This is a genomic window from Vibrio sp. V08_P9A1T1, from assembly GCF_963874405.1.
Taxonomy (GTDB): Bacteria; Pseudomonadota; Gammaproteobacteria; order Enterobacterales; family Vibrionaceae; genus Vibrio; species Vibrio anguillarum.
The window spans coordinates 14,226-36,844 of the sequence record NZ_CAWNIB010000283.1 but is presented as its reverse complement, the minus strand read 5'-3'; the positions used below and the strand labels follow the sequence as shown (position 1 = coordinate 36,844).

Annotated in this window: 22 protein-coding genes; 9 read left to right on the top strand and 13 right to left on the bottom strand. The window is 44.8% G+C overall.

Annotated features, from left to right (window positions below; translation table 11 throughout):
* The first annotated feature begins 63 nt into the window (after nt 1-63).
* The 3 genes from AACT21_RS14050 (at nt 64) to AACT21_RS14040 (ending at nt 3,368) form a co-directional block, all read left to right on the top strand.
* Nucleotides 64-1,278 carry a pyridoxal phosphate-dependent aminotransferase gene (locus tag AACT21_RS14050; protein WP_013856428.1) on the top strand — a complete coding sequence of 405 codons (1,215 nt, stop codon included), beginning with the start codon at nt 64-66 and terminating at the stop codon, nt 1,276-1,278.
* Nucleotides 1,279-1,399: 121 nt separating this feature from the next.
* Nucleotides 1,400-1,984: a 5'-deoxynucleotidase gene (yfbR, locus tag AACT21_RS14045; RefSeq protein WP_026028390.1), complete on the top strand. Its 585-nt coding sequence runs from the start codon at nt 1,400-1,402 to the stop codon at nt 1,982-1,984.
* 58 nt (nt 1,985-2,042) lie between these two features.
* Nucleotides 2,043-3,368, top strand: coding sequence for an anti-phage deoxyguanosine triphosphatase (locus AACT21_RS14040; protein WP_026028279.1), 1,326 nt, complete (start codon nt 2,043-2,045; stop codon nt 3,366-3,368).
* A gap of 49 nt (nt 3,369-3,417) precedes the next feature.
* On the opposite strand, the gene AACT21_RS14035 is transcribed toward AACT21_RS14040, so the two are convergent.
* Nucleotides 3,418-4,026 carry a tRNA-uridine aminocarboxypropyltransferase gene (locus AACT21_RS14035; protein ID WP_013856425.1) on the bottom strand — a complete coding sequence of 203 codons (609 nt, stop codon included), beginning with the start codon at nt 4,024-4,026 and terminating at the stop codon, nt 3,418-3,420.
* A 3-nt stretch (nt 4,027-4,029) separates the two neighbouring features.
* On the opposite strand from AACT21_RS14035, the gene rrtA reads away from it, so the two are divergent.
* On the top strand, nt 4,030-4,623 hold the full coding sequence (gene rrtA, locus AACT21_RS14030; RefSeq protein WP_013856424.1) for a rhombosortase: 594 nt from the start codon (nt 4,030-4,032) through the stop codon (nt 4,621-4,623).
* Between the two features lie 64 nt (nt 4,624-4,687).
* Here the strand turns inward: rrtA and sohB are convergent, their stop codons facing one another.
* Nucleotides 4,688-5,749 (bottom strand): protease SohB, encoded by a 1,062-nt coding sequence (gene sohB / locus AACT21_RS14025; RefSeq protein ID WP_088732718.1) that lies wholly within the window; start codon nt 5,747-5,749, stop codon nt 4,688-4,690.
* Nucleotides 5,750-5,839: 90 nt separating this feature from the next.
* Between sohB and AACT21_RS14020 the strand changes: the two genes are divergently transcribed.
* Nucleotides 5,840-6,583: a YciK family oxidoreductase gene (locus tag AACT21_RS14020; protein WP_017048556.1), complete on the top strand. Its 744-nt coding sequence runs from the start codon at nt 5,840-5,842 to the stop codon at nt 6,581-6,583.
* Nucleotides 6,584-6,715: 132 nt separating this feature from the next.
* Here the strand turns inward: AACT21_RS14020 and AACT21_RS14015 are convergent, their stop codons facing one another.
* Both AACT21_RS14015 and mlc read right to left on the bottom strand, forming a co-directional pair.
* Nucleotides 6,716-7,660 (bottom strand): chemotaxis protein CheV, encoded by a 945-nt coding sequence (locus AACT21_RS14015; protein WP_017048555.1) that lies wholly within the window; start codon nt 7,658-7,660, stop codon nt 6,716-6,718.
* A gap of 90 nt (nt 7,661-7,750) precedes the next feature.
* Nucleotides 7,751-8,968 (bottom strand): sugar metabolism global transcriptional regulator Mlc, encoded by a 1,218-nt coding sequence (gene mlc, locus AACT21_RS14010; RefSeq protein WP_013856420.1) that lies wholly within the window; start codon nt 8,966-8,968, stop codon nt 7,751-7,753.
* Nucleotides 8,969-9,247: 279 nt separating this feature from the next.
* Between mlc and pyk the strand changes: the two genes are divergently transcribed.
* Nucleotides 9,248-10,696: a pyruvate kinase gene (gene pyk, locus AACT21_RS14005; protein WP_017045267.1), complete on the top strand. Its 1,449-nt coding sequence runs from the start codon at nt 9,248-9,250 to the stop codon at nt 10,694-10,696.
* Between the two features lie 18 nt (nt 10,697-10,714).
* Here the strand turns inward: pyk and AACT21_RS14000 are convergent, their stop codons facing one another.
* Nucleotides 10,715-11,914 carry a patatin-like phospholipase family protein gene (locus tag AACT21_RS14000; protein WP_094164056.1) on the bottom strand — a complete coding sequence of 400 codons (1,200 nt, stop codon included), beginning with the start codon at nt 11,912-11,914 and terminating at the stop codon, nt 10,715-10,717.
* 18 nt (nt 11,915-11,932) lie between these two features.
* Complete coding sequence (cydH, locus tag AACT21_RS13995) at nt 11,933-12,022, bottom strand: cytochrome bd-I oxidase subunit CydH (RefSeq protein ID WP_094123948.1); 90 nt, start codon at nt 12,020-12,022, stop codon at nt 11,933-11,935.
* Nucleotides 12,023-12,156: 134 nt separating this feature from the next.
* Between cydH and AACT21_RS13990 the strand changes: the two genes are divergently transcribed.
* The 3 genes from AACT21_RS13990 to AACT21_RS13980 all read left to right on the top strand — a co-directional run bounded on the left by AACT21_RS13990 (nt 12,157) and on the right by AACT21_RS13980 (nt 14,774).
* Nucleotides 12,157-12,741, top strand: a complete 585-nt coding sequence (locus tag AACT21_RS13990) for an outer membrane protein (protein WP_176430197.1) — start codon at nt 12,157-12,159, stop codon at nt 12,739-12,741.
* 477 nt (nt 12,742-13,218) lie between these two features.
* Nucleotides 13,219-14,679 carry a sodium-dependent transporter gene (locus tag AACT21_RS13985; RefSeq protein WP_013856415.1) on the top strand — a complete coding sequence of 487 codons (1,461 nt, stop codon included), beginning with the start codon at nt 13,219-13,221 and terminating at the stop codon, nt 14,677-14,679.
* Complete coding sequence (locus AACT21_RS13980) at nt 14,679-14,774, top strand: MetS family NSS transporter small subunit (protein WP_010319106.1); 96 nt, start codon at nt 14,679-14,681, stop codon at nt 14,772-14,774. The genes AACT21_RS13985 and AACT21_RS13980 overlap by 1 nt, the downstream gene beginning before the upstream one ends.
* Before the next feature lie 362 nt (nt 14,775-15,136).
* Here AACT21_RS13980 and ptsG read toward each other — a convergent pair whose 3' ends face one another.
* From ptsG to fabF, 7 genes are all read right to left on the bottom strand, one after another.
* Nucleotides 15,137-16,567: a PTS glucose transporter subunit IIBC gene (ptsG, locus tag AACT21_RS13975; RefSeq protein WP_013856413.1), complete on the bottom strand. Its 1,431-nt coding sequence runs from the start codon at nt 16,565-16,567 to the stop codon at nt 15,137-15,139.
* Nucleotides 16,568-16,994: 427 nt separating this feature from the next.
* Entirely contained in the window at nt 16,995-17,780 is a 786-nt protein-coding gene (locus AACT21_RS13970; RefSeq protein ID WP_094144433.1) for a TatD family hydrolase, read from the bottom strand.
* On the bottom strand, nt 17,771-18,757 hold the full coding sequence (holB, locus tag AACT21_RS13965) for a DNA polymerase III subunit delta' (RefSeq protein ID WP_094164052.1): 987 nt from the start codon (nt 18,755-18,757) through the stop codon (nt 17,771-17,773). The genes AACT21_RS13970 and holB overlap by 10 nt, the downstream gene beginning before the upstream one ends.
* Nucleotides 18,758-18,766: 9 nt before the next feature.
* Nucleotides 18,767-19,411 (bottom strand): dTMP kinase, encoded by a 645-nt coding sequence (gene tmk, locus AACT21_RS13960; protein ID WP_013856410.1) that lies wholly within the window; start codon nt 19,409-19,411, stop codon nt 18,767-18,769.
* Nucleotides 19,408-20,424 (bottom strand): endolytic transglycosylase MltG, encoded by a 1,017-nt coding sequence (gene mltG / locus AACT21_RS13955; RefSeq protein WP_094164050.1) that lies wholly within the window; start codon nt 20,422-20,424, stop codon nt 19,408-19,410. Before mltG ends, tmk begins: the two co-directional genes overlap by 4 nt.
* Nucleotides 20,421-21,218: an aminodeoxychorismate lyase gene (pabC, locus tag AACT21_RS13950; protein ID WP_094164048.1), complete on the bottom strand. Its 798-nt coding sequence runs from the start codon at nt 21,216-21,218 to the stop codon at nt 20,421-20,423. Before pabC ends, mltG begins: the two co-directional genes overlap by 4 nt.
* A gap of 77 nt (nt 21,219-21,295) precedes the next feature.
* Nucleotides 21,296-22,540: a beta-ketoacyl-ACP synthase II gene (gene fabF / locus AACT21_RS13945; RefSeq protein ID WP_026028275.1), complete on the bottom strand. Its 1,245-nt coding sequence runs from the start codon at nt 22,538-22,540 to the stop codon at nt 21,296-21,298.
* Nucleotides 22,541-22,619: the final 79 nt, after the last annotated feature.

Here is a 22,619-nt window from a genome sequence, read left to right as displayed (position 1 = left end):
TCTATCAAACATCAATTTAGTGTAGTTTAATAAAGAAATTATTTATTTTTCAGGAATTATACAATGCAAAATATCGGGATGTCGTCAAAACTCGACAATGTCTGCTATGACATTAGGGGTCCTGTACTCAAACATGCTAAACGCATGGAGGAAGAGGGGCATAAAATACTGAAGTTAAACATTGGTAACCCCGCCCCATTTGGCTTTGACGCCCCAGATGAAATCCTAGTTGATGTGATCCGTAATCTGCCTACTTCACAAGGCTATTGCGACTCAAAGGGGATCTATTCCGCGCGCAAAGCCGTGGTGCAGCACTACCAGAAAAAAGGGCTGCGTAGCCTAGATGTAGAAGATGTTTACATCGGTAATGGTGCTTCAGAGCTTATCGTGATGGCGATGCAAGCGCTGCTTAATAATGGCGATGAAATGCTTGTCCCTGCTCCTGATTATCCATTATGGACCGCTTCGGTCGCCCTCTCGGGCGGCACTGCCGTGCATTACTTGTGTGATGAAGAAGCCGATTGGTATCCTGATCTCAACGACATCAACAGTAAAATCACGCCCAAAACACGCGGTATTGTGTTGATCAACCCCAACAACCCAACAGGTGCTGTCTATAGCCGTGATTTCCTGCTGGAAATTGTTGAGATTGCCCGCAAGCATAAATTGATCATTTTCGCCGACGAAATCTACGACAAAATCTTATACGATGGTGCAACCCATACGCCCATTTCAACACTGGCTGATGACGTTTTAATGGTCACTTTTAACGGCCTGTCAAAAGCGTACCGTGTATGCGGGTTCCGTGGTGGTTGGATGTTCCTTACCGGGCCAAAACACATCGCCAAAGGTTATGTGGCTGGTTTGGAAATGCTTGCCTCAATGCGTTTGTGTGCCAACGTGCCCATGCAGCATGCGATTCAAACCGCATTAGGTGGCTATCAAAGTATCAATGAGCTGATTTTACCCGGCGGCCGACTGCTCGAACAGCGCGACCGCGCGTGGGAATTGATCAACCAGATCCCCGGCGTCTCATGTGTCAAACCTAAAGGAGCCATGTATCTGTTCCCGAAAATCGACACGAAAATGTACAGCATTAAAGATGACCAAAAAATGGTGCTCGACTTCTTAAAACAAGAGAAAGTGCTATTGGTTCAAGGAACGGGCTTTAACTGGCCAAAACCGGACCACTTCCGCATTGTCACCTTACCGCATATTGAAGATTTGGAAATTGCCATTGGCCGCTTCGAACGTTTCTTATCGACCTACAGTCAGTAGCATTCTGACGTAAACTTCCATATGCTAAACGGGCGCACTTTTCGATACTAAAAGTGCGCCCGTTTTCTTTTAATCGCCAATTTTTCTCTTGGCCCCCGACACAGCAAGGATGTTTATTGCAATGAAAGAGAGTCACTTTTTTGCTCACTTAGCCCGAATGAAGTTAATTCAACGCTGGCCTTTAATGCGATCCATCTCCAGTGAAAATATCTCTGAACACAGCCTACAAGTGGCATTTGTCGCTCACGCTTTAGCCGTAATCAAAAACAAAAAATTTGGCGGCAAGGTCAACCCTGAACGGATTGCGATTTTAGGTATGTACCACGATACCAGTGAAGTGTTGACGGGCGATCTTCCGACACCAGTTAAATACTACAACCCCGATATTGCGAAAGAATACAAAAAGATAGAAGCCGCCGCCGAACAAAAACTGCTCTCGATGTTGCCTGAAGAGCTGCGTGAGGATTTTGCTCCATATCTCGTTTCAGACGCCGCGCACCCTGAAGATGTGGCGATAGTCAAACAGGCAGATTCACTCTGCGCCTATCTCAAATGCTTAGAAGAACTCAGCGCGGGCAACCATGAATATGCGCTGGCCAAAAAACGTTTAGACGTCACCTTGCGAGATCGCCATACACCTGAGATGGAGTATTTTCTCAATACCTTTGCCCCTAGTTTCGAATTAACGCTGGACGAGATCAGCTAACTCACGCTAAGTTACTTGTTAAGTGTTTGAAAAACATAAATGTACTGCAGGAGATGGCATGGATATATCCATTGACCCCAAATGGCTTGAACGCCAAGATGATGAGCATAAAATCCGCCGCGATGATCATCGCAGCCCTTTCCAACGCGATCGGGCACGTATTCTTCACTCGGCAGCATTTCGTCGCTTGCAAGCCAAAACTCAAGTACATGGCACTAGCTTGAATGATTTTCATCGCACTCGCCTCACTCACTCCTTAGAAGCCGCGCAACTCGGCACTGGTATAGTGGCGCAAATTAAACTCAAACAACCAGAGTTTCGTGATTTGCTGCCTTCAGATAGTTTGATCGATTCCTTATGCCTAGCGCATGATATCGGTCACCCTCCTTATGGTCATGGCGGCGAAGTGGCGCTCAATTATATGATGCGCGATCACGGCGGCTTTGAAGGCAACGCGCAAACCTTCCGTATTGTGACCAGCTTAGAGCCTTACACCGAACACCATGGTATGAACCTGTCACGTCGCACTGTGCTGGGGTTATTAAAATACCCTGCGCTGCTGAGCCAAACTCGCGCCGTACAGCAACCCAATGCAGTCGCTCACCAGCGTCAGTTGAAAGCTAAAGAGTGGTCGCCTGCTAAGGGAATATACGATTGCGATCACGCGATTTTTTCTTGGGTAACGGAGCCGCTCTCTGCGCAAGATAAAGCCCTACTCAGTCAAATGCGTGGTCAGCCCGCAACGCCTTATCAACATCACAAGACTCGCTTTAAATCACTCGATTGCTCCATCATGGAGCTGGCCGATGACATTGCCTACGGCGTGCACGATTTAGAAGATGCCATCGTGCTTGGCATGGTGACTCGCCAACAGTGGCAAGAGGCCGCAGCCTCGAAACTGGCCGAATGCGGCGATGCGTGGTTTGAAGAACACATCGCTTCCATCAGTGAAATGCTGTTTGCAGGCAAACATTATCGTCGTAAAGATGCGATTGGCGGGATTGTTAATGCGCTACTGACTAGCATTCATATTCAAGCCGTTGATGCGCATTTTGAGAATGAATTACTCGCCTTCAACGCCTATTTAGAACCCAATATGGCCGCTGCGCTGGAAGTACTGAAATCATTTGTGAGCCAATATGTGATTCAAATTCCGCAAGTGCAGCGTTTTGAATACAAAGGCCAGCAGATCATCATGGATCTGTTTGAAGCGCTAAGCGCCGATCCTGAACGCTTACTGCCAGAAACAACGCGCGGTAAGTGGCAAGCCCAAACCAATGAAAACGATGGTATGCGCGTTATCTGTGACTATATTTCGGCTATGACCGATGGCTATGCGCAAAGGCTCCATCAACAACTGTTCTCAGCTCATAATCACTATTAATGGCTGGTTGAGTGGTAACTTCTGCCATCATTACTCACTGATATAGCGGTTACTCGCTGATATAGTTTTGCTTAAAAACCCCAGCTGGCATTTGGCTAATTTGAAAGGCAACCATCGCATCAAAAGCATCAAGGAGCGGTTGAAAATTTTGCCGAGGCTCAAGCAATGACAAGATATGAAAACCAGCTTCAACAGTTGATAAGCTGTTTTCACTCGGTGCCTTGCGAATGCGATAATTGCCTTTGAGATCGGTCGGCAAGTGCAAACACGGTAGCGAATGTAAATTGCTCGAGAGTTGCCACATTTTATACGCTTTCTTCCAAGTACCATCGAGTAAAATAACTCGTACTTTTCTTGTATCAGCATTGATATTCATAGCCGACACGGGCTGCGCAGTCTCATGCGGGTAAAGTACATAGTTGAGCACATCCGGCTCAGTTAAGCACTCATTCAGCTGAGTGTGCTGGCTAAAATCTTCGGCAACAAAGCGCCTGCAATTCGCTAAAGATAAATCGAGAATTCGGGCTGTGCCCATTGGGCGATGTTCTTCTGTCGGATGTTGAAGAATGATAAGCTCGACCGACGAGGAAAGCGGTACGATCAAAGAACAGATGCAGGCTTTTCGCGCTTTACCACATTGAGAACAGTATCGAGACATAACGTGAATTACTTTCGCCTTTGCTTACTAAACATAAACCATCAAAAAAATCGTTATTTTGCACTACTTGCTATCAGCTTGGTCTGCTTGGGGTTGCAATGGCCGCCACTGGCCGCCCTTAGTGCATGGAATCGGCCTGCCATTGAAGCGGGCCAATGGTGGCGGATCCTAACAGGAAATTTCACACACACCAACTTTACACATCTTGGTATGAACCTCGCAGGGCTGTGGATTATCCATTTTGTGTTTCAGCCGAGCAGTAAAAAATGGTTAATCAGCCTTCTGGCAACCAGCCTGATGGTAGGCATCAGCCTTTTTTTGAGCCGTATGCAAGTCTATGTCGGCCTTTCAGGCGCGCTCCATGGAATGTTTGCCTATTTGGCGCTGCAAGAAGCACTGCAAGGGCGTCGCAGCAGTTGGCTGTTGGTGGTTGGTGTTATTGTCAAAGTTGTCTGGGAGCAAATTTTCGGCGCTTCAAGTAACACCAGTGAGCTTATTAATGCACGCGTGGCTATCGAAGCGCATTTAGCAGGCATGTTGGCCGGGTTGATACTCGCCATCGGTGAATGGCTGAGATCAAAAAAAACGGAGAAGTAACGCACTTCTCCGCTTAATACTCTCCGAAAAATAATCTGCCTGCTTCGAGAAAGACGCGCCTAACCTAAACGATTGGCCGTTGACCGCGACTGATCAATTTCAGCAACACACTATCAGCCGCTTCGCCCGCAACACCAGCCAATTTATCAGTCAGTTTTTTCTTCTGCACATAATGGATTGCCAGTACCGTTTTATCTTTACACGCAGCAACCACTAAGTCGTCAGAAGTTTTGATCTCATCAACTAAACCGAGCTCTTGAGCTTGAGTCCCAAACCAGTGTTCACCAGTGGCCACTTTCTCAAGGTCAAGCGCTGGGCGATGCTCGCGGATAAAATCTTTAAACAGTTCGTGGGTCTCTTCGAGTTCTTGCTTGAACTTATCGCGCGCTTTATCACTGTTTTCACCAAACATAGTCAGCGTGCGTTTGTATTCACCTGCGGTCAATTGTTCAAATTCAATGTCATGTTTTTTAAGCAGTTTATTGAAATTAGGCAACTGTGCAATAACGCCAATGGATCCAACAATCGCAAAAGGAGCGGCCACAATTTTATCAGCAATACACGCCATCATATAACCACCGCTGGCGGCCACTTTATCAACTGCGATGGTTAGGGGTAACCCAGCCGCTTTAATGCGATCGAGCTGCGAAGAAGCCAAACCATAACCATGCACCATGCCACCGCCAGTCTCTAAACGCAGCAACACTTCATCACCTTGACGAGCAACGGCGAGAATGGCGGTCACTTCCTCGCGTAGCGAACTCACTTCTTTGGCATCAATACTGCCGTTGAAATCCAAGACAAAGAGATGCGGTTCACGTTTGGTATCTAGCGCGCCCTCTTTGGCCGCTTTTTTGATCGCTTTGTCACGTGCTTTGTTTTTCTCTTTTTCGCTTTTCTTTTCTGCTTTATCGCGAGCCTTCAAGAAAGCATCATCGTGCAGATGGTGTTCCATTTGCTCGACCATTTCTTTATGACGCTCGGTTAAATTCACTACTTCCAGCTCGCCTTTCTGCGCGCTGTTTTTTCCGCCCACCGATTTCACAATGATCAATAGCACAACAAGAGCGACGACGATTGTCGCAATCTTGGCCAAAAATAGGCCGTAGTCCAATAAAAATTCCAACGTCCTAATCCTCATAGGTTTTGATTTGGTGTATTGTAACCACCTTGTCACGAAGACTTAAAGCAAATCATAACAATAAGGAAGCACAAGGTGGATTATTCAGTTTCTGCAGATGCCCTCAAAGATAGAGTCATTTTAGTTACAGGTGCTGGCGACGGTATCGGTAAACAAGCCGCCATCAGCTATGCAGCCCACGGCGCAACCGTCATTTTGCTCGGCCGCACGGTGAAAAAGTTAGAACAAACTTATGATGAGATAGAAAACGCTGGCTACGCAACACCTGCGATTGTTCCGCTGGACATGAAAGGAGCCACCAAGCAACATTACCTCGATATGATCGATACCATTGCAGAGCAGTTTGGTCGCTTAGATGGTGTGCTACATAACGCGGGGCTTTTGGGTGTGATCAGCCCGTTTGATCAGATCGGTGAAGATTCTTATGACGATGTCATGCAGGTCAACGTCAAAGCGCAATTCTTACTCAGCCAAGCGGCGCTGCCATTGCTGCACAAATCTCCAGATGCGCGGATTGTATTTACGTCTTCAACCGTAGGCCATGATGGTCGTGCTTTTTGGGGCACTTATGCTATGTCAAAATTCGCCACAGAAGGGATGATGCAAGTGCTAGCTGATGAGCTAAGCAACACATCAATTCGAGTGAATGCAATTAATCCCGGTGGCACGCGCACAGGCATGCGCGCCAAAGCTTATCCCGCTGAAGATGTGGAGTTGTTGAAAACGCCTAAAGATATCATGCCGCTTTATCTCTATTTAATGGCGCCGGAAAGCCAAGCCGTGAATGGTCAATGTATCGATGCACAACCGAAAAAGTAATGGCTTAGCTTTTTCTTAATCTTTCAATGCCTTGCCTCATCAGCAAGGCATTGTCGTTTGAGGTGAACGTTACTATTTCATGTCAGCACATTACAATTAGAGACGACTTTATTGTAATGATGGCTAAAAATCTTACGAAAGCACATCACGTAATCGGTCTTGTGCCACTTGTACTAATAAATCGGGTTGGAATTTAGAGATAAAACGATCACAACCCACTTTTTGTACCATGGCTTCATTAAAGCTGCCACTGAGTGACGTGTTTAACGTAATAAATAGTGATTTCATTCTCGGATCATTACGGATCTCGGAAGTCAGTTTATAGCCGTCCATTTCTGGCATTTCAGCATCGGTGATCATCAGTAAAAGCTCACTCGTTACATCTCTTCCTTCATCGCTCCACGACTTCAGAAGATTCAATGCTTCTAAGCCATCTCTGCATTCGACAATTTCCAAACCAAGCTGTGAGAGCGTCCCTTTTATTTGGTTACGAGCCGTTGAAGAATCATCCACAATCAGAATTTTTCGCCCGACCATCTCCGCAACCAAATCATGATCAAGAACGCCTTCTGAGATAGAAACGTCATAATCAATAATCTCAGCTAACACTTTTTCAACATCAATGATTTCAACAATATGGCTACTGTTGACCTCTTTAACATGGGTGATAGCGGTAAGGTAATTAGATCGGCCAGCTAAACGCGGTGGTGGCTGAATTTCAGTCCATGCGGTATTGATAATATTGCGAACTTGCCCAACCAAAAAACCTTGAATGGTTCGATTGTACTCAGTGATGATGAGGTTCTGTTCCTGGCTATCCAAGCGAGATGGAGGAAAACCGATCGCACTGCGCAAATCAATGACAGGAACTGGCACTCCCCTCAATGAGGCTACACCCGTAATATTATGATGAGAACCGGGCAATTTCGTTAACTGAGGAACTTTGATCACTTCCCTCACCTTAAATACATTGATCGCAAAAATTTGCCGGCTATTTAAGCTGAATAAAAGCAACTCAAGTCGATTCTCTCCGACAAGATTGGTGCGCTGGTCAACCGTATTTAAAACACCTGACATACGAAATCCCGAAAATTATAGTGAACTCACATAACAGTATAGCCATATGGGTTAATTGTAAAAAATATAAATGATCTAACCGCGAAAAAATTAACCTTCGACAACTTTCATCAGCAAAAGTCCATCATAGAGGGCTTGTTTAATCAAAGCCGCACCGGGCATGGTTGCCTGTTTATAAAAACGTGATTCCACTAATTCGAGATCTTGATGATAGACAGGTAAGCTCTGCTCTTCGATGCATTTTTGCAATGCAGGGTATAACACGTTCTTAGCTTGGTTGATAACACCACCGATAAGAATTTTTTCTGGGTTAAATAGGTTGATCACAATTGCGATTGCGGCCCCTAAATAACGCCCTAGTTTCTCTATCACATCCACCGCTAATGGGTCACCCTCTGCTGCGGCCTCACAGATATCTTCAATAGTGATTTCACTGTGCTCAGTCAATGATGAAACCTCACCGTTTGCAATACGCAGCGCCACTTCTTCACGAATTGCTTGCGAACTGGCGACTGTCTCCAAACAGCCAATATTGCCACAATGGCAACGTTTACCGTGCGGATCAATTTGGATATGACCTAACTCACCGATATTCCCGTGCCGACCTTGCAGCACCCTGCCATCGAGGATAATGCCGGCCCCTAAACCGTGGTGAATAGAGATAAGAACTGAATTTTCATTGCCTTGCGAATGGCCAAACAACTTTTCAGCCAGTGCCCAAGCTCGGGTATCATTCGCCACAAATACAGGTAGGCCCGTCGCCTTATAAATTTCAGGACCAAGAGCCAGATTTTCCACATTGTAATGAGGCATCTGTAGCACAATCCCTTGCTCTGAATTCACTAAACCGGGCAAGGTAATTGCGATACTCGTCACTCGATCCAATTGCGACGAGTAGGTTTGAAAAAACTCTTCAATTTCGTAAAGCAACCTAGCGAGCACGTCATCTTGGTCTAGCTCATGGATCTCAATTTTGGTGTCGATCAACACTTCACCACCCAACTCATGCAGGGCAATAATTAGGTAACCACGCCCTAAACGCATGGATAAAAATTGCCATCCCTCATTATTGGTTTGTAAACCAACGGCTGGGCGGCCACGGCTGATCGCTTCTTGTACTGTCGTTTCATGGATTAAATGAGCTTCAATTAACTCACGAGTAATTTTGGTAATACTTGCCGGAGCAAGCTCACTCTCCTTCGATAAATCGATGCGAGAAATGGGACCTTTTTGGTCAATGAGTTTATATACACGACCAGCATTGACCTGTTTGATATGATCAATATGGCCTGGTTGCGCCATATACATTGGGAGCTCCAGAAATCAATAACATGCCAATTTTTTTACTTTGCGAAGTAATTGTGAAGCGCTTTAGTATATTGCCGTGACAAGCATCACGGATATACCTAGATCTTCGTGTATTTAGCCAATAAACTGCCATTTGTTTACATTCAAAAAATATGAAACTCCTCTTTTTTTGTGACAAAAATCATCTGACACCTGTCGATAAATTTCACTCTTATCCCCTTTCTTTCGCCAGATCTTGCATATACTCAATCTAGATTCCCGCCCCATCAGGAGAACACAATGACCGCTGTGTTAAGAAGAACAAAAATCGTGACTACTTTAGGCCCATCAACAGACAAAGGCGAGATATTAGAGGCGATTATCAAAGCTGGCGCAAATGTTGTGCGCATGAATTTTTCACATGGTAGCTCCGAGGACCATAAACTGCGAGCGCAACGAGTAAGAGCTATCGCTGCTAAGTTGGGTCGCCATGTCGCTTTACTTGGTGATTTACAAGGACCAAAAATTAGGGTCTCCACATTTAAAGAAGGAAAAGTCTACTTAAATGAAGGTGACCGATTTGTTCTTGATGCAGAGCTCCCCCCAGGGCAAGGTGACCAAGATTCGGTTGGCATTGACTACAAAAAACTACCACAAGATGTGCAGCAGGATGATTTGCTGCTATTGGACGACGGACGAGTACAACTACTCGTCACAGCAGTCGATGGTGCTAAAATACACACCATAGTCACCGTCGGTGGTCCACTTTCAAATAACAAAGGCATCAACAAAAAGGGTGGCGGTTTATCGGCGGAAGCGCTGACCGAAAAAGACAAACGAGACATACTACTCGCCGCCGAAATACAGGTTGAATATCTGGCCATTTCATTTCCTCGCAATGGCGAAGATATGAAATACGCTCGCCGCCTCGCTCGTGATGCAGGCCTTGAAGCCAAACTCGTGGCGAAAGTGGAACGGGCAGAAACCGTGGCCAGTGATCACAATATTGATGACATCATTATGGCCTCCGATGTGATCATGGTCGCTCGTGGTGACTTGGGGGTAGAAATTGGTGATCCTGAGCTGGTTGGTGTGCAGAAAAAACTGATCCGCCGCGCTAAGGCACTCAATAGAGTAGTGATCACCGCAACACAAATGATGGAGTCAATGATAGAGAACCCAATGCCAACCCGCGCGGAGGTAATGGATGTTGCCAATGCGGTGCTTGACGGAACCGATGCGGTGATGCTTTCAGGTGAAACTGCTGCTGGGAAATACCCAGTAGAAACGGTTCGTTCGATGGCCGAAGTGTGTGTCGGCGCAGAAAAAATGATCGAAGCTAGCCAACAAAATTACCGAATCGATACTTCGTTTGTGACTGCTGAAGAGACCATTGCGATGTCCACTATCTATGCGGCCAATCACATGGAAGGAATCAAAGCCATGGTGACTCTGACCGAATCAGGAAGAACAGCGCTTATGACCTCACGCTTAAATTCTGTACTGCCTATCTTTGCTATGTCGCCCAATGAACGAAGTTTAAACCGCTGCGCTCTATATCGGGGAGTCACACCCGTCTATTTTGATACCAAAGCAGATACTGGTTTTGATGTGGCCGTTGCAGCTCTCAATACGCTTAAGGAGAAAAAATTGTTAGAGTTCGGTGACTTAGTGATCATCACTCAAGGTGACATTATGGATGTCGAAGGGTCAACCAACTGCATGCGTATCCTGCCGGTCCTTGAATAACCCGTTCTCCCCGTTGACTTAATGGTCGCGGGGAAAATAATCCGATGATGCAATACGGGACTGATATGCCGACTGCGCTTGGTTAAATTGGTCGATAAAGCGATAACCCGCCGTCAGTCCCAGCTCATAATCATAAAGCAGATCTTCTTGACTGCTTAAGAGAGATCTTGACCTCAATGGTTCGCTGGGCACAATCTGTAGGATGTAAACATCATCCGGCGGCGCACGCAAAAATTCTTGAGTAAGAGAATAAGTTTGGTAATGCACCATCAACATATCCGCTAACCCCGAATCAAACTTGTCACCAATTAAATGACTCAAGCGATAAATATCATCAGCGCCAAATAACCAGCGTCCACCATTGAGTAGCTCCAAATTCATTTGCTCACGTTTTTGTAGCTTAGAACGTTCTATTTGTTGATGGAGAAGACCACTCCACTCTTGCTTCCAGTAAGACAATTTTTGTCGCCACTGACCTTGAATATTTTGCAAAGGTTCATGTAGCCAATGAGCCTCGTTGTAAGGCTTAGCAGAAGGCAACGGCTTCATCGGTAACCCACTCTCTACCGCGTCGACATCAGGGCATTCAGTGCGGATTACCGCGACAAAACGGGCACCTCTACGCCATGCCTCCTGAACTGGAATTGATGCCGATACTCCACCATCAATATATAGGTCATCACCCAGCTTGACTTCATGCGGATATAAGCGGGGAATCGCACAGGTGGCAATCAACACCTCTCGCCAGTTACTTTCTAATATCGGGAAATAATGGTCGTGTAGTGAGTGTGCTGAGGTAACAGCAGCATAAGCTTTTCTTTTCGCAAGGACTTGGACTCCCATATCGACATCCAACCGATAAGGAAATTCCGATATGCGATCTAAAGCCCAATCCAAGTTCATGAACTGCTTACGCCGAACGTAGCTAAATAGATTAAAAAAATTAGCATCCGTGGTGAGTTCTAAAATAAAAGCCTTGCCTAACCCATGCTGACGGCATAGGTAAGCGCACAAATTCAATGCACCTGCAGAGGTGCCATAAAATTCATCAAAGGGGTCAAAATTGGAAAGAAGGAACGCATCTAACACACCTGCGGTAAAAATACCTCTTTGGCCACCACCTTGGGCAACCAATGCATTTTTTCCTCCAATGTACTTCGAGAGCCGATCTAAATCCGCTCTCGTCTCTTTATCAGAGATAGTTCCACTAGTGTTCATCAGCAGAACCCTCGTTGATTAATGGCTGATAGCGATCAAACCAAAACCGACGAGAATAGTAAAGACCGTTGCAGTAATCACTAATGCGTATTTTAGATCAAGTTCCATAGCCACCTCCTATCAGATAACAAAGTAATAACATCAGTGTGAAGTATCTTCAAGAATCGTTGGTTTTTCGTGCACAATTATGGAGTTACCATCACAATAACCTAATCGTTAAAAAGTGGCTTAGGTTAATAATTATGCATCAATACAATAAAATCATTCTTATCATAGGAGCTTTATCTGCTCCCTATGCACAAGCGCAAGTCATCGTTTCTCCCTTTTTTGGGTATATCATTGGGGGCGAAGTCGAGGATCAAGCCAGCAATGAATACGATTTAAAAGCTTCCTCTGGTTATGGCCTCGCTATAGAAACTGATTACGAAAAAGGCCGAATTGGTCTGTTTTATGCCACTCAAAACACCTCTGTTGAAACCATTAACGCGGATGCCAACATCCATTACCTCCACTTTCAAAGCAGCATTTATTATCCGATAAGCCAACAATTGACCGCTTATATAGGCCTAGGTATCGGTGGTTCTTATACGGATGTTGACTGGGCTAAAGATAAATATGGTTTTTCTTCAAGCTTGTTTGGGGGTTTTGAGTATGCCTTTACCGATAACATTGCGCTGAATAGCCAAGTGCGTTGGTTAGGTACCTCTGTTGACAACGAAACTTCAGCAACCTGCACACTGCCCTCTTCAGAAACGTGCGCGATTCGTTTTAAATCTGATTGGATCAATCAATTTTCGGCTAATATCGGCCTAACAGTTCGTTTTTAAACCAAGATAAAATTGTGGTGTGATTCACTAGTGAGTGTATGTTTTTCAGTCATACACTCTTCGACAAAAAATAGTTTTATCATTTATATTTTTTAGACAACGAAGTTATAAATTCCATTCTTATTAAAAAATGACGTTCATTCCACCTAAATCCCAATTAATTAACAACTAATACACCATCAAAAAACCAGAGAATAACATTTACAATCTATTGCCTTAACTTAGATTAGTCTGTAGTCTCGAACCCATGCGTAGCTGATTATTTCAGATACAGCAAACACACATCGAACTATTAAGAACAATATTCTGAGTTCTCTGAAAGCTGACAACATATAACACTAACTTTTTGCCAGTTCATGGATGATGGCGCAAATATTCACGGTCTACTTAGTGTACCGATAGTATTCATCACTCCAACACTGGCTCCGCAGCCGAAGAGAAGCTTCATACCTCAGGGAAGTCGTAAAGGAGTAAACAATGAAGCGAGAACAATGGGGATCCCGTGCAGGGTTCATTCTGGCTGCCGTAGGTTCGGCTATCGGTCTTGGAAACATATGGCGTTTCCCTTATATGGCTTATGAGAATGGGGGTGGTGCATTCTTCATCCCTTACCTTTTCGCCATGATCACAGCGGGTATACCGTTTATGATCCTAGAGTTCAGCATGGGTCAAAAGCATCGCGGTTCAGCACCAGCCACTCTGGCTAAAATTCACGCAAAATTTGAATGGTTAGGTTGGTTCCAAGTAGGGGTTGCCGCTATTATTGCTGTGTATTATGTGGCCGTTATTGGCTGGGCTATTTCCTACTTTGGTATGTCGTTTACACAAAGTTGGGGAACCGATACTAATGCTTTCTTCTTTAGCAACTATTTAGCACTAGGCGATAATTCACCGACCAATCTCGGTAGTATTCAATGGAAAATCGCCATTGCAATGCTGATTGCATGGGCAATTACTTATGCTGCTATCGTCGGTGGAGTGAAATCTGGAATCGAACGCGCTTCAAAAATCATGATGCCAATACTGTTTATCATGGTACTGCTTTTGATTGGCCGCATGATTTTCCTACCAGGTGCATTAGATGGTGTGAACTACATGTTTGAGCCTGACTTTGACAAGATCTGGGATGTGAAGGTTTGGGCTGCTGCTTATGGACAGATTTTCTTCACCCTAAGTATTGGTTTTGCCATCATGCTGGCGTATTCCAGCTACCTTCCTGAGAAATCAGACATAACGAATAACGCCTTCATGACAGTATTGATCAACTGTGGTTTCTCAATTCTGGCGGGGATTATGATTTTCTCTGTTCTTGGCTACATGGCTCATGAACAAGGCAAACCGTTGACAGAAGTCGTGTCTGCGGGCGTTGGGCTTGCATTCGTTACGTTACCAGCGGCTATCAACCTATTGCCAGCACCCTATATTCTTGGGCCAATCTTCTTCTTTGCACTTGTTGTTGCAGGCCTAAGCTCACACATATCAATCATTGAAGCCGTCACCTCAGCCGTCATCGATAAGCTAAAATGGAGCCGTAAAAAGGCCGCTAATGTAGTTATCAGCGTAGGGTTTTTGGTTTCAATGGCCTTTGCGACCAACGGTGGCCTGTTGCTGCTCGACCTTGTCGACCACTTCGCAAACAACGTGGGCATTATGGCGAGCTGTCTAGTGGAACTTACGCTCATGGCATGGCTATTTAAGATTTCTGACGTACGCAAATACGTGAACAGCATTTCCGATTTCAATATTGGCGTGTGGTTTGATATTTGTCTGCGCTTTATCTCACCTGTGATTTTGGCCATTATTGTCGCCACAAAACTGAACGCTCTATTCACAGAGGGTTACGGTGGTTATGACCTCACCCTAGGATGGGTCATGATCGGGTTACTATTCGCTATAGGCGTAACAATCAATGCAACAAGCCGCAAGGAGTACAACTAATGACGACAAGTGCAATTATTATGATGATTATTGGTTTGGGCATTACGTGGGGTGGCGCCGCCATCTGCATTAAAAAAGCCATGAACAAACAATAATCCTGTTGATTCTAAAAGCCGATGTCATCATCGGCTTTTTTTATGCCTGTCGACAACCGCTACACCTGCCTCTTGAAGCCAAACCTATTCATGCCACCCAAACCACAGCAAAATTAAACAAGTGATGTGAATAAAGGAATAGAGCGAAATAGCCCTTACTTGATTATCGTTTGAGATAAAAGAGAGTTAAGTCAACAAGCCAAGCGTGAGATCCGTCTTATCGCCGCAAGCGGACAACTCAACTAATAAATGAGATGGCAATGATCAACTTATAAAAATAGGGGATGGCTGATGAACGAGTTAGCGGCAAAAGAAAAGGAGGCTTTCGCCTCCTTTTTTATAGGGGAATGAAAAGATATGAATTAACCGTGATTACGGATCCACTCATCCATTTCAGTTTTAAGGTTGTCAGACTTAGTACCAAAGATAGCTTGAACGCCACCCGATACAACAACAACACCCGCAGCACCAAGCTGTTTCAATTTCTCTTGGTTTACTGCTTCTGTTTTAGCAACAGAAACGCGTAGACGAGTAATACATGCATCTAGGTTAGTGATGTTTTCTTTACCACCAAAGGCCGCAACAAGTTCACCAGCTAACTCACTGCCTGTAGCAGAAGAAGCTTCTTCAGATTCATCTTCACGACCTGGAGTTTTCAGGTTCATCGTACGGATAACGAAAGTAAACACGACATAGTATAGAACTGCATAAGCAATACCTAGACCAACCAATAGCAACATGTTTTCAGCACGAGGAGATTGAACAACAAAGTCAATGAAACCGTTCGAGAACGTGTGACCGTGAACAACACCTAGAGCGTTAGTCAATACATAAGCAAGACCAGCTAGCAAAGCATGAACAACATAAAGTACTGGAGCGATGAATAGGAACGAGAACTCAATAGGTTCTGTAATACCCGTTAGGAATGAAGTCAATGCAGCTGACGCCATGATACCCATTACTTTGGCACGGTTTTCTGGTTTAGCACTGTGTGCAATTGCAATTGCTGCAGCTGGAAGACCGAACATTTTGAATAGGTAGCCACCCGCTAGTTGACCGAAACCGTTACCTGCAGCGCGAGACGCATCATCAGCAGTCAAGAAACAAGTCATGATACCGTGAACGGTAGTACCTGCATTGTTGGTACATGTACCTGCTTCATAGAAGAAAGGCACGTTCCAGATGTGGTGAAGACCAAATGGAATCAATGAACGCTCAACAACACCGTAGATACCAAATGCGGTTACTGGGTTTTGGTTAGCAGCCCAATCAGAGAATGTTGCGATAGCTGAACCTACAGGAGGCCAAATGATAGATAAAACAATACCTAGAGCAATCGCAAGGAAACCCGTAATGATTGGTACTGCACGTTTACCCGCGAAGAAGCCAAGATATTCAGGAAGTTGAATTTTGTAAAAACGATTGAATGCCCAAGCAGCAACACCACCTGCAAGGATACCACCAAGAACGCCCGTCTCGATGTTATCAACACCCATTACGACTGCCATTACTTTTAGCGTCGCAACCATGATGCCATAGCCAACAATTGCTGACAGGCCTGAAACACCATCGTTATTCGTGAAGCCTAATGCTACACCTACTGCAAAGAGTAGTGCCATTTGACCAAAAACCGAACCACCAGCTTGTTCCATTAAATGTGAAACAACTTCTGGTAGCCAGCTAAAGTTCGCTGCACCCACACCAAGCAAAATACCCGCAACTGGTAAAACTGATACTGGAAGCATCAGAGCCTTACCAACTTTCTGCAGGTTTGCAAAAAGGTTTTTAAACATGTTTATGCTCCTGATTAAGTTATTAGAATTGTTTGGGTTCTAACGGCACACCCCCGTAGCCTAAATGTTAGCACCCAATGAAAATGTAACCACATATCGCATTATATTTTTCGCCTCTAAATATATCTTGATGCCACTCAAACTTTCTAGTTAGTAACGAAATTTTGTTTCAAAACAATAGACCGATCACAATGCGGGAGGGTGTAAACACTGCCAATCAATTAATATAACTCCATGTTTTATAATGACATTGTTAACAATACCATTAATTTCACAGAGTGAATAAAATTAGCGCACTTGTTATTTTTAGTAACAAAATTACAATTTTAACTTTCAAGCTTATTTTTTCAACAGATTAAGTAAACAAGGTAATAAGTTGTTAATTATCACGCTAACTTGATAAAAAACGCCGTCTTACACGCATTTCTCACGACAATTCAACTTTCCGTCGCAAAAAAAGATTTTGGTAATTTTCGGTCGTTTTTTCTTCAATTTCTTTTAATGACAGATTTTTTAGCTGTGCGATATAAGCAGCAACCTCAACAACGTAGGCCGGCTGATTTTGCTGACCACGGTGTGGAACCGGCGCAAGATAAGGGGAATCAGTTTCAATCAGCAAGCGTTCCAAGGGCAGCGCCTTCACAACTTCTTTCAATTCTGTCGCTTGTCTAAACGTGACAATTCCTGAGATAGAAATATAAAAGCCAAGCTCCATAGCGGCTTGTGCAAAGGCAAGATCTTCAGTAAAACAATGGATAACACCACCGCACCTTTCTGCCCCACCATCACGGAGCATTTCAAGAGTATCAGCCCGGGCATTCCGTGTATGAATGATCAAAGGTTTGTTAAGGACAACGGCGGTTTCAATGTGCTGTGAAAACCGTAACTTCTGTAACTCAGCCGTTTCCGGCTGATAGTGATAATCTAGCCCCGTTTCGCCAATCGCCACCACTTTGGGATGACTCGCGTATTGATGGAAGCGGGTCAATTCAAAATGACTTTCAACGTCAAGTGGATGAACACCACAAGAAGCATGAACATTATCAAAGGGCTGAATAAGCTCTAACATTGGTTCAAAAGAATCCAGCGTTACGCCAACAGAAAGCAATTGCTTAACATTGGCTTGACGAGCTTTTTCTACTACATCAGCAACATCGATATGGAGCGTATCGTAATCAAGTTTATCTAAGTGGCAGTGCGAATCTACAAACATGTTTTCTCATCATTAAAGTTAAATAGCCAATCGCTGATCAGTAGCTCGCTATTGAGCCCACTAAACGTCTTTAGTTCTTCCATTAAACGAGTTAATGCCTTGGTTTGGCGATAAAGTACTGGGTAGCTGATCTGTTTTGCTAATCGAAGGCTAATAGGAAGCTGCTGCTGTTCAACCACGCCAAATTGTACCTTTTGCGTATCGGTCAACATGGTCCACAGCCAAGCCAAATATTGGGTAGGCGCCTCATTAATCTGCTTCACACAAGCGGAAATATCGGCACAGGCATCGGTTAAGCAATGAGCAATATTTTGCTCAAAAGCCTGATATTTTGCTAACTCTCCCGATTGAATAAACGCCAACGTATTTAGTGGTGAATAACCATTTAAATGCGCCGCATAAGGAGGGACAGGTTGCGATGTCTGTTCACTTAACCAATGCGAGACTTGTTCACTGCTCGGTGGTGTCAGCACCGTTTTTTGACAGCGACTGATAATGGTTGGGAGTAATGGGTTGATACGAGAGGCGACAAGTAAGAAAAAACAATTGCGCCCCGGAGCTTCTAACGTTTTGAGCAGTGCATTCGCTGCTGATTCATTCATGGAATCGGCGGGATTAATAACGATAAAGCGAGCACCAGAAAGCTGCGCCGATTCTTGAGCCAACTTATTGCATTGCCTAATTTGATCAACGGTAATCGCCTTCCCCTCTTTTTCAGGCGAGATCAGATGAAAATCAGGGTGACTACCAGACTTCATCAATTCGCAGCTATGACAAAACCCACACGCTTCTGAATGGCCATGCGAACACATCACTGCTGCACTCAACTTCTCAATGAGCCGTTCAGCGCCCAGCCCTGAGGGAGAAACGAGTAAGCTCGCCGCAGGGAACTGCTGGTTATTGAGGCTGGTTTGCCACTGAAGCCAATAGCCTGCTAACCAAGGATACAGATCATTTATCATTAATTTGTTACTCAATGTTTAGCCCTAGTTTCTCTCTAGCATATTGGTTTCTAGAAACTGGGTTAACGCTGCTTTGATAGAGAATGCCACCGCTTCTATTGTTTGTTCAGCATTAATCACAGCCACGCTTTTATCTTCCTTAGCTAGGGCAAGGTAACGTTCACGCGTGCGCTCAAAAAAACCAATATCCATTTTTTCGATACGATCAAGCTCACCTCGACCTCTGGCTCTTTCTAAACCGATGCTCGGATCTAGGTCCAAATAGAGAGTAAAATCTGGCTTAAAATCACCTAGCGTTACCTTTTTAAGGTTTTGCATCGTTTCTAGCGGAATTTGCCTCCCACCACCTTGGTAGGCTTGAGAGGACATATCATGGCGATCACCTACCACCCACGAACCAGCCGCAAGTGCAGGCTTAATCACATTTTCAACCAATTGAACACGAGCGGCGTACATTAATAGCAGCTCAGTCATATCCTGAAGCACTTCACCGTCATGCTCTTCTTTGACTAAAGCGCGCATTTTTTCTGCTAAAACAGTCCCGCCCGGCTCACGAGTATGAGTAATGTTTGTCACGCCGAACTCAATAAGTGTTTCTCTAATGGATTGAATAGCAGTGCTTTTTCCTGCGCCTTCTAAACCTTCTACAACAATAAATTTAGCATTCATGACTGGGTTCTTAACTGTTTTAAATAAGCGCGAACAGCGCGATTATGTTCATTCAATGTTTTAGAAAAAACGTGTCCACCAGAGCCACTGGCAACAAAATACAAATAATTGCTCTGCTCTGGGTTTAATGCCGCTTTGATTGAGGCTTCCCCCGCCATCGCAATAGGCGTAGGAGGTAAACCAAAAATAGTATAAGTATTAAATGGCGTCGGTGTTCTTAAGTCTTTTTTACGAAGATTGCCATCGTAGGCATCGCCAAGCCCGTAAATGACCGTAGGATCAGTCTGTAGCCGCATCCGTTTATTGAGTCGATTGACAAAAACGGAGGCAATGCGCCCTCGCTCTGAAGCAATAGCCGTTTCCTTTTCAATAATTGACGCCAAAATCAACGCTTCATAAGGCGTTTTAATTGGCAGATTTGGCTGGCGATTGGCCCAATGCTGATCGAGTATTTTCTCAAGACGTCTATTGGCCCTTTTTAGGATCTCAAAATCGGTCGTTCCAAAAGGGAAATGATAAGTCTCCGCTAGAAACAGTCCTTCAAGCTTTTGCTGCTCAATGCCTAATTTTTGGGCAATGTCGGCTTCTGCCAAATCAGCTATCGTGTTTGTCACGCCTTCGGTTTGTGCAAGCAGAGCTCGCCACTCATTAAAGCGGCTCCCTTCGACAAAGGTAATAGAGAACTGATGCTCTTTACCGGATATCACGTCACTTAAGAGATCGATCAATCGATCTCCGGGTTGTACTTGGTAAGTTCCCGCCTTAATTTTGGTTATTTCAGGATGCAGACGTCGCACTAACTTGTACATCGAAAAATCCGTTATCCATTTTTTCTCATTCAATAGCGTTAATACGCCATTAAGGCTTGTACCTGATTTTATGGTCACGACTTGCGATGAAGAAAGCGATAGAGGCTGTTCTAAATAAGCATCTACCTGTCGCTCAATGTAGAAATATCCAGCTCCAACGGCGATAATGATCAGTAGTAATACAACGAAAATTCGATTAATCACGAGTTAAAACGCTCCTGAAAATAGCGTGTTATTTTACCAATAGGGAAAATCGTATTTGCAATTGCCGTGACAGGCGCAACGCCTAATAAGGAGTTAGTAATAAACACTTCATCTGCCGACAATAACTCTTCTAATGAGAATGCTCTCACCTCAACCTTGAGATCGGTAGCCGCCGCCAATAATACACGACGAATAACCCCAGCTACGCCTGCATTGTCTAAGCTTGGCGTACATAACCTATCCCCTGACAACCAAAAAATATTTGCAACCGTAGTTTCTATGACATGCTCATTGATGTCTAGCGCGATGCCGTCAGCGTACCCTTTTGCATCCATCTCTGACTTCAATAAAACTTGTTCTAGTCGATTGTTATGTTTGTGACCCGCCAATAATGGCGAGAGTCCCATCCGCTGTTGGCATACACCAAGCTCGATACCATCGGCTATCCACTGACCATAATGGGCTGGATACTCAAAGGTACTGATAGTGACTTGAGAATCGCCAACGTTAGCAGGGCTATAACCCCGACCACCTTGTCCGCGGCTAATATGAATTTTCACACCGGATTTTGCGGTACTAGGAACGATCGTTGAGAGCCAATGCTCAACTTGCCGCCAATCAGGGGCAGGAATAGCTAAACACCGCAAACAAGATTCCATGCGTTCAACGTGCATATCCCAATATTGAAGCTCACCAGCGCAAACGAGAATCGTTGTGAAGCAACCATCCCCATACTGAAAAGAGCGATCAGTAAGAGATAGAGTGTCACTAGGTTGTCCATTTACCCAAAACATCGTGCTTACCCCACAAAAAGAAACGGCTCAATGCTAAGCATCAAGCCGTTCAAACTCAAGTGTCACAACCACAATCATTAGATTTTTTTGAAAATCAACGAGCCGTTCGTACCACCAAAACCAAAAGAGTTACAGATTGCATATTCCATACCTTCCACTTTGCGGGCAGTGTGTGGAACAAGATCAATGCCTAAACCTTCTTCTGGATCATCAAGGTTAATGGTTGGTGGAACAATTTGGTCAACTAATGACATAACGGTGATAATGGCTTCAACAGAACCAGCCGCGCCTAGCAAATGACCAGTCATCGATTTAGTAGAAGAGACAAGAACTTGTTTCGAACCTTCTTCACCTAAAGCGCGCTTAACACCTTTAATTTCCGCAACATCACCAGCTGGAGTCGAAGTACCATGAGCGTTGACGTAACCGATTTGAGTACCTGTTACGCCCGCATCACGCATCGCGGCTTCCATCGCTAACGCACCGCCTGAACCGTCTTCGCTTGGTGAAGTCATGTGATAAGCATCACCAGACATACCAAAGCCAACTAACTCAGCGTAAATCTTCGCACCGCGTGCTTTAGCATGTTCATATTCTTCAAGAACCATAACACCCGCACCATCGCCTAGAACAAAGCCATCACGGCCCTTGTCCCAAGGACGAGACGCTTTTTGCGGTTCATCATTACGCGTAGACAATGCTTTTGCTGCGCCAAAACCCGCCATGCCAAGTGGTGTCGATGCTTTTTCTGCACCACCCGCCACCATCGCATCGGCATCACCGTATGCAATCATACGTGCCGCATGGCCAATGTTATGTAAACCTGTTGTGCATGCGGTAGAAATAGCGATATTTGGACCACGAAGACCACGCATGATAGACAAGTTGCCTGAAACCATGTTGACAATCGTTGAGGGTACAAAGAACGGGCTCACTTTACGTGGGCCTTTTTCTACCAAGGCATGATGGCCAGTTTCAATCAAGTCAAGACCACCAATACCAGAGCCGATAGCAACACCGATTCTTGGGGCATTTTCTGGAGTTACTGTGATACCAGAATCATTAAGTGCTTGGATACCCGCCGCAATACCGTACTGGATAAAGAGATCCATCTTACGGGCATCTTTTTTAGACATATACTCTTCGCAGTTAAAGTCTTTGACTAGACCTGCAAAACGAGTTGAAAAATTGGTGGTATCAAAATGTTCGATATTAACGATACCGCTTTGACCAGCTAGCAGGGCTTTCCAAGAAGATTCTACAGTGTTGCCTACCGGTGACAACATACCCATGCCAGTGACAACGACACGACGCTTGGACACGATCATATTCTCCGGAGTTGAAAAGTTCTATGAGAGGTATAGAAGAGTTAGAAAAACTCAGGCGGCCAGAGGGCCGCCT

Bases quoted from the DNA above. Each gene is read 5' to 3' on its own strand.
- pabC (WP_094164048.1), bottom strand. From the start codon at position 21,218: ATGTTTTGGGTAAATGGACAACCTAGTGACACTCTATCTCTTACTGAT.
- AACT21_RS13990 (WP_176430197.1), top strand. From the start codon at position 12,157: ATGCATCAATACAATAAAATCATTCTTATCATAGGAGCTTTATCTGCT.
- AACT21_RS14015 (WP_017048555.1), bottom strand. From the start codon at position 7,660: ATGTCAGGTGTTTTAAATACGGTTGACCAGCGCACCAATCTTGTCGGA.
- AACT21_RS13985 (WP_013856415.1), top strand. From the start codon at position 13,219: ATGAAGCGAGAACAATGGGGATCCCGTGCAGGGTTCATTCTGGCTGCC.
- yfbR (WP_026028390.1), top strand. From the start codon at position 1,400: ATGAAAGAGAGTCACTTTTTTGCTCACTTAGCCCGAATGAAGTTAATT.
- AACT21_RS14040 (WP_026028279.1), top strand. From the start codon at position 2,043: ATGGATATATCCATTGACCCCAAATGGCTTGAACGCCAAGATGATGAG.
- ptsG (WP_013856413.1), bottom strand. From the start codon at position 16,567: ATGTTTAAAAACCTTTTTGCAAACCTGCAGAAAGTTGGTAAGGCTCTG.
- pyk (WP_017045267.1), top strand. From the start codon at position 9,248: ATGACCGCTGTGTTAAGAAGAACAAAAATCGTGACTACTTTAGGCCCA.
- mlc (WP_013856420.1), bottom strand. From the start codon at position 8,968: ATGTATATGGCGCAACCAGGCCATATTGATCATATCAAACAGGTCAAT.
- tmk (WP_013856410.1), bottom strand. From the start codon at position 19,411: ATGAATGCTAAATTTATTGTTGTAGAAGGTTTAGAAGGCGCAGGAAAA.
- AACT21_RS14000 (WP_094164056.1), bottom strand. From the start codon at position 11,914: ATGAACACTAGTGGAACTATCTCTGATAAAGAGACGAGAGCGGATTTA.
- cydH (WP_094123948.1), bottom strand. From the start codon at position 12,022: ATGGAACTTGATCTAAAATACGCATTAGTGATTACTGCAACGGTCTTT.
- AACT21_RS14035 (WP_013856425.1), bottom strand. From the start codon at position 4,026: ATGTCTCGATACTGTTCTCAATGTGGTAAAGCGCGAAAAGCCTGCATC.
- AACT21_RS13980 (WP_010319106.1), top strand. From the start codon at position 14,679: ATGACGACAAGTGCAATTATTATGATGATTATTGGTTTGGGCATTACG.
- AACT21_RS14050 (WP_013856428.1), top strand. From the start codon at position 64: ATGCAAAATATCGGGATGTCGTCAAAACTCGACAATGTCTGCTATGAC.
- AACT21_RS13970 (WP_094144433.1), bottom strand. From the start codon at position 17,780: ATGTTTGTAGATTCGCACTGCCACTTAGATAAACTTGATTACGATACG.